The 1,163-nt window shown below is 70.1% G+C and carries 2 protein-coding genes; both read right to left on the bottom strand.

Annotated features, from left to right (window positions below):
- Positions 1–171 precede the first annotated feature (171 nt).
- Complete coding sequence (locus ABD191_RS28835) at positions 172–807, bottom strand: peptidoglycan recognition protein family protein (RefSeq protein ID WP_078906079.1); 636 nt, start codon at positions 805–807, stop codon at positions 172–174.
- A gap of 55 nt (positions 808–862) precedes the next feature.
- A partial coding sequence (locus ABD191_RS28830; protein WP_344089072.1) for a hypothetical protein occupies positions 863–1,163 on the bottom strand: 301 nt, incomplete at its 5' end.

The raw sequence follows: 1,163 nt of genomic DNA, 5'->3' as shown, positions 1-1,163 counted from the left end.
GGGGCGCCCCAGAGCGTGTACTCGGCGGCGGTGATCCGGCGGGCGAAGCCCGTGGGCCAGATCCCGAAGACGGCCTTGCCGTCGCCCTGCGCGGCCTGCCCCTTGACGAGGATCAGGCCGGCCGGCTTGGTGAACGTCGGGGCGGGCGGGGTGGTGGGAGGAGTCGTCATCTCAGAGTCCGATCGCTCGGTAGGCGCGCGGCCGGCGGTACCGGGGCGCGGGAACAGGGGTGGGCGGCGGCGTGACGGGTCCCGTGGGCGGCTGCGTCGGCGCCGGCTTGCCCTGGGCGCGCGCAACGATCGACGGGAAGATCGTGTCCTTGAACTGGGTGACGCGCGCATCTCCGGGACAGTCGGTGCCGCCGAGCGCCCAGTCGGCGTGCAGCCGGTGGTAGCCGAACCCGGGATCCGAGGCGGTGCGGCAGACCCGCAGCGGGATCCCGTGGGTCTTGTGCAGCCAGACGCCGAGCTGGATGAGCCCCTCGACCTGCGCGGCGGTCCACGGGTCGCTGTGATTCAGGTTGGACGCCGTCTCGATGCTGACCGCGCCCGTGCCGTCGGCTCGCCGGTTCGCCCTGTAGTTGGCGTCGGCCCGCGTTTCGGTCCCGATGTACTGGGCGATGGTGCCGTCGTAGGACTGCCCGAAGTGGGATTCGAGGTTGGTGCTGTCTCGCCAGTACTCGAAGGTCCGCTCCTTCGTCCATGGTGCGGCGATGGAGTGCATGATGAACTGCGTTGGCCGAATGGCCTGCTGAGTGTCGCTCTCCGGCTGGAGCTCCATCTTGCGGGCTTCGGGATACCAGGCCATGAGGCCTCCAGGACATGAGGAAGTCCCGGCCAGTGCGGTCCGGGGCTGGTGTGGGTCAGGTGTGCAGGAACTCGATCTGGATGGACGCGGCCATGCCGGCGGGGGTGTCCGTGTTGAGGGAGCTGCCGGACTGTTGCAGGGCGGACATGGTGATCTGCCGGCCGGCCGCAAGGTTGGCGATGCAGGAGCGCTCCTGAAGCGTGCCGACGGAGGAACCGACCGCGCCGCCCTGGGAGCCGGGGATCTGGCTGCCGTTGTCGTTGAGCCACATCGTGCGCCAGCCGCCACCGCCGGACGCGACCCACGACACCATCGCCGTCAGCTTGTACTTGCCGGCGACAGGCGTGGCCCAGTAC

The sequence above is a fragment of the Luedemannella helvata genome, from assembly GCF_039528415.1.
GTDB lineage: Bacteria > Actinomycetota > Actinomycetes > Mycobacteriales > Micromonosporaceae > Luedemannella > Luedemannella helvata.
This window is presented reverse-complemented; position numbering and strand designations above follow the sequence as displayed.